Annotated in this window: 6 protein-coding genes; 4 read left to right on the top strand and 2 right to left on the bottom strand. The window is 62.8% G+C overall.

The window, feature by feature from the left end; all coding sequences use genetic code 11:
• Window positions 1-879 (top strand): hypothetical protein (locus ABIV12_RS11245; RefSeq protein ID WP_348059276.1); only part of this gene is annotated, 879 nt, incomplete at its 5' end.
• Between the two features lie 101 nt (window positions 880-980).
• Here ABIV12_RS11245 and ABIV12_RS11240 read toward each other — a convergent pair.
• Window positions 981-1,250: a hypothetical protein gene (locus ABIV12_RS11240; protein WP_348059274.1), complete on the bottom strand. Its 270-nt coding sequence runs from the start codon at window positions 1,248-1,250 to the stop codon at window positions 981-983.
• A gap of 69 nt (window positions 1,251-1,319) precedes the next feature.
• Window positions 1,320-1,646 (bottom strand): hypothetical protein, encoded by a 327-nt coding sequence (locus ABIV12_RS11235; RefSeq protein ID WP_348059272.1) that lies wholly within the window; start codon window positions 1,644-1,646, stop codon window positions 1,320-1,322.
• Between the two features lie 150 nt (window positions 1,647-1,796).
• Here ABIV12_RS11235 and ABIV12_RS11230 point away from each other — a divergent pair, with 150 nt between their 5' ends.
• The 3 genes from ABIV12_RS11230 to ABIV12_RS11220 all read left to right on the top strand — a co-directional run.
• Window positions 1,797-3,305, top strand: a complete 1,509-nt coding sequence (locus ABIV12_RS11230; protein WP_348059270.1) for a hypothetical protein — start codon at window positions 1,797-1,799, stop codon at window positions 3,303-3,305.
• A gap of 151 nt (window positions 3,306-3,456) precedes the next feature.
• On the top strand, window positions 3,457-4,410 hold the full coding sequence (locus ABIV12_RS11225) for an SOS response-associated peptidase family protein (RefSeq protein WP_348059268.1): 954 nt from the start codon (window positions 3,457-3,459) through the stop codon (window positions 4,408-4,410).
• Window positions 4,411-4,580: 170 nt separating this feature from the next.
• Window positions 4,581-5,230 (top strand): hypothetical protein (locus ABIV12_RS11220; protein WP_348059266.1); only part of this gene is annotated, 650 nt, incomplete at its 3' end.

Genomic DNA, 5,230 nt, shown 5'->3' with positions numbered 1-5,230 from the left:
GGCAGCTGTGCTTCGCCGATCACCTACACCAGCGGCACGAATGTGTCGGGAAACACCTGTACAGCGACCAACACGCTCCCCTCGATTGCGGCCGGAGCGTTTGACAGTCCGCAAAACGATCTGGCCTACCGCATTCGGCCATCCACCATTGTCGATCGTCGCATCCGCATCAACGCGAGCGACTTCAATGCAACCGCATTCCTGCTGTCGTCCTGCTCGGAGGGAGGTACTGCCAGTGCGTCGGCCGAAATTCCGGCTGGCGGCAGCGGCGTGCTGACCATTCCGAGCAATGTGACAGCCGATCAATACCTGATCATCACCGCCAATCCCATTGGTCCTGCGAACGGTTGCGGCCACTTTGATGTCGGCGACGGCACCCCCGGCGTCGTCACCGATGCAGCGGCATTCGTGGCGGCTCTTCGGCCCGGCTACTACGTCGAACCGTTCAGCCGGCCGCCAGCGCACGCGACCGAGCAGCTCATCCATTTCTCGAAGAATGGATACGCGTACGGCGTGGTTCCGGTCGGCACCAGCGCAAAGCTCCGTTACGTCACAGACACCCACGGTGCATTCACCGCGCTCGGTGTCGTTGCAACCTCGACGACGCGGTCGATGCGCATCGGTTTCTCGGGACTTCCCGTCAATGCGGTCGGCGGCATGTTCGGTTTCAAGACGACGCCGTTCGAGTCGCAGGGGACGATCACGGTGGCGATCCGGACGGGCACGAGCGTGAAGACCTATTCGATTCGCGGTTCGAACAGCTTCAAGGGCTTTGGCAGCCGTAGCCGCATCGACGAGGTGATCATCAGCTCGTCGACACCGTTCTCCGGTACCGAAATGGTGGACAGCTTCGTCGTCGGTTGGGCAGACGCGAACTAGCCGCTCACGGCACGACGGTTGCGATGAGCGACTGTCGTGCCGTCTACCGGGAGACTTCCGATCGAATCCGCGGCTTTTTTGACGTTGCGCAGCCGCGCCGCTCAGGCCGCGGCTTCGTGGGACACGAATGAGTCCTTCTCGGTCGTCAGTGCCTCGTCAGCCCGCAGGTACACGTACTCGATGCGCTCCAGCGGATCATGCGACCGCGCACTTGCGCAGGCGAAAACAAGACCTGCTTCCGCAGTGAACCAGGCGACGCGATCACGCAGGCGCTGCTCGGTCGCGTCGATGGCGTCGCCATGCAGAACCGTGATGAAGTCTGCGCTTTGACTTGTTCGGTTGATGCTGTCGCCGTTTGAAAGGGCGATCACCTCGCCAAGCTGGTGTTCCAGCTCGTGCAGATGGCGCTCGACAGCGCGTTCACCGACGCGTTGCGCGATTTACGCTACCTGCTGTGCCTGCACGATCGTGACTGCGAAGCCTGCCGCACCGGTTCGCGCATTCGCTTCGGCCAACACGACGGCGCGCTCGAGTTCCTGTTCACGCAAACGCGTATCCAGCAATGTCATGGTCAAGCGGGCCAGCGCCTGCATCCCTTCGCGTTGGCGCGCGTCGAGCTTGCGCGGCTCGTCGTCGAGCACGCAAACCGTACCGATCGCCTCACGCGCCACGGTGACCACGGGGCATGCCGGCGGCGACGCGCCGTCACGACCTGCATCGATACGTGGCGTGTGCGCGTGCACGTGGATGTTGCACGCGCGGATCATCGGGTTTCGCGTGCGTCTCAACGTGTCGCGCGCATGAACGAACTGCGAATGAGGGATTTTCCCCACGCGTCGCGTGCCGCCTTCCGTGCGTCGGCAGCAATGGGATTGTGAGTACACTCCAATCGAAGGCGTAACCCTGGAGAATGAACGATGCGAACGCGTTTTGAGAAATGTCTTTTGAATCTGATGACCGGCCTGTTGCTGTTGTGCTGCGCGACTGCGATTGCCCAACAGCGTGAAGCGCCGTATTCGTACGCACATCCCCAGACCCTGGCCGGCGCTTCGGTGCCCCAGCTGGTATTGAAGGCCGTGGATCAGTCGAGTCTGCTGGCGAGTGATTCACGGCAACTCGAGGCGGCCGGCGAGAATGCGGAGAAGCGTCTTCGTGTCGCGACGCCGAACCGCATCAATGTGGACACCGATGACGCAGGACTGTGGATTCCGCTCGACGATGGTGGGCGACTGTGGCGGCTGCAGCTGAACTCCGCTGGCGCGACCGACTTGCGTCTCGGGTTTGATCGCTTTGAAGTCCCGGCGGGTGTCACGCTGCACCTCATCTCGCCGTCGACACGCAATTACGCGGGGCCGTTCACGGCGGCCGATGCGAGCCCGGATCACCAGCTCTGGCTCGCGCCGTTCGCAGGAGACACCCTGGTTCTCGAATTGCACGTGCCGCCAGGTGTTCAACTGCCGGCGCATGCCGTGCATTTGAGCAGCGCGGGCAGCGGTTACCGCAATACGACAGGAGCGGGCGGGTTCACGCTGTTCGGCGCGGGCGAGTCGGGGACCTGCAACATCGATGTGGTGTGTCCGCTGGGTGCGCCGTATTCGCTCGAGATCTCGGCAGTCGCGAAATTCTATTTCGACACGACCGAGGGCACATTCCTGTGCACCGGAACGCTGATGAATGACATCGCGCAAGACTTCAAGCCATACCTTCTTACCGCGAACCACTGCATCAATACGCAGGCGGAAGCGACCTCCATGTCTTTGATCTGGAACTACGAGTCATCGACGTGTGGCGCACACGGAGGCGGCTCCACCGCGGACACGCAGAACGGTGGCGCCACGCTCGTCGCGCATCGTGCCGATGTCGACTTCGCGCTGGTGCGCCTCAACAGCATGCCGTCGTCGGCGTTCGATGTTGCGTATGCCGGATGGGATGCGAACGGCACTGCAACGGCCGGCAGCATTGGCGTCCATCACCCGAGCGGCTGGGTCAAGGCAATCACTCAGAACACGCACACGCTGACCACCGTCAACAATTGCATCGGCACGGGGGGAAGCAGCACCGCGACCCACTGGAAGACCGGTCCCTATGCGCAGGGCACGACGGAAGGCGGTTCGTCGGGGTCCGCGTTGCTGATTCCCTCGAACGCACCCGGTGGCATCGGTGGCCGGGTGATCGGCATGTTGTCGGGCGGAGGCGCTGCGTGTAGCGGGAATGTGCCGAACACGCTGACCGACTGCTACGGCAAATTCTCGGTTGCGTTCGACGGCGCCAGCGCATCGCAGCGGCTGAGCGACTGGCTTGCGGCCGCTTCCGACACGATTTTCAGGAACGGATTCGAACTGGCGGGTGCAGCCACGACTGCCGAACCGCCGGCGGTGCGTTCGGTGCCGTCTGCGGTGCGTCCAGCGAGCAAGGCAGTCCAGTAGATTCGACTCGGGGGTGCGGCGATCCGCGCCCCCGTTTCTTCATCGCGACCATCGAGCCACGAGGGCAGGACGTCCGAGGGTCGACGTTCGCTCAGCGCATCCTCAGGTCGCGCGGGTAGCATGGAGGTCCGCTTCGAACCGGTGACCTCGCGTGTGCTATTCGGCGCAAGTCCTCAGCAACTACGAGAAGTATGTGCGCCAGTGGGGCGCGGACATCAGCGTGCAGCAATTCTTCCAGCTGTATTTCCTGCGCAACCACACGACCGGCATCCGGATTCCGAAAGCGATCGACGCGTGGTTCGCGAATCCAAGCACGGACGACGAGCGGCAGATCAAGGCGCTGATCGACGCGTACAACACATCGCAGTCAGCGAAACTCGAGCAGGAAATTTTCAGGCAGCGCAAGCGGCTCGCCGATGCCGAGCGCACGTTGCAGACGCGCACGACGAAAAAGGCGCTCGAAGACCGGCGCATTGCGACCAGCAAGGTCGAACGAAGTCTTGAGCGGCTCGCTGATCTGCGCCGCATCGAGCCAAAAGATCGCGATGCGCGAATCTTCCCGCAGTCCTACGCGCCTGTGATCATCATGAAGGACGGGCGCCGAACCGTGGTGCCGATGCGCTACCAGTGCAGACCCAGCGGCAAGCCGGCGTTTTACGACACGAAGTTTCCGGGCACCTACAACGCGCGCCGTGACAATCTCGAAGGCTTCTGGAAACCGCAGTTCGGACACGAGCACGCGATCCTTCTCGTCAACGCGTTCTACGAGAACGTCAGCCGACACACGATGGAACAGCGTGCATTGGCCGAAGGCGAAAAGGAGGAAAACGTCGTGCTGGAATTCCGCCCGAAACCCGAACAGGACATGGTGATCGCGTGCCTGTGGTCGCACTGGACGCAGGGCGACTCAACACTCGATTCGTTTGCCGCGATCACCGACGATCCACCGGCCGAGGTCGCCGCCGCCGGACACGACCGTTGCATCATCCAGATCCGGCCGGAGAACGCCGATGCGTGGCTGAGCCCGTCAGGTGATCTCGCGACGCAATATGCGTTGCTCGACGATCGCGCGCTGCCGTTCTACGAGCATCGCAAGGCGGCTTGAAGAACGGCGCGCGCAGGCGTTGCATGCGTTCACCGGCTCGAGGGCACGCCGATCCGGGATTTCTGCGCGGCAACGGGGCGCATGCGCAAGGGCGGCAATGTCCGTTTGTGGGACGAACGTGCGTATCCGCTTGTAACCGGTGGCGTATCGACCCCGAAGCGGAACACTCCATGCACTCTCATCTCGGTTCGGAGAACCAATGGCGACGTCCCGCCGCGTATCGGCTGGCGGTACGCGCAACGATGGCGGCATTGCTGTCGGTCGGCAGCGTTGCCGCCATGGCGACATCGACGGTGGATGCGGATGTCGATGCCGCACCCGAAGCGCCGGTGGACGTGGGCGGAACGGTGCACGATGTCTATCGCCACGCGCCGTCGTTCAACAACGGCGGCGATTATCCCGATCACTTCGCCGGCGCGCCGAACGCGGACATGGTCGGCCTGCTCATGGCGCCGCTCGGGAATGGCGACATCGTCGTTGCAGGTCTGGTACCGAACGTCGGCGCAAGCGGAACCTGCAGCAACGGCACGTCGCTGTGCAACATCGGCCTCGTCCGCTACAACGCCAGTGGTGTGCGCGTGCCGTGGCCGGATCCGGCGGGTTTTGGATTCAACGGCGACCAGTACGTCGTGTATCCGAACGATGTGTCGACCGGATACCAGTACCTGCGCGACATGAAGGTCGTCAATGGCACGATCTACATACTGCAGGATGGATTCAACGCCAGCCAGTCGGGCCTCGGCAGACAGAACGTATCCATCGTGTCGTTCTTCGACAACGGTCGTCCACGAGGATCGATTTCCGTGTTCGGAGGCGCGCC

The organism is Dokdonella sp. (genome assembly GCF_039926425.1).
Classification (GTDB): Bacteria; Pseudomonadota; Gammaproteobacteria; order Xanthomonadales; family Rhodanobacteraceae; genus Dokdonella_A.
Note: the sequence above shows the minus strand (reverse complement) of the source record. Positions and strands in the feature narration are given on the sequence as shown.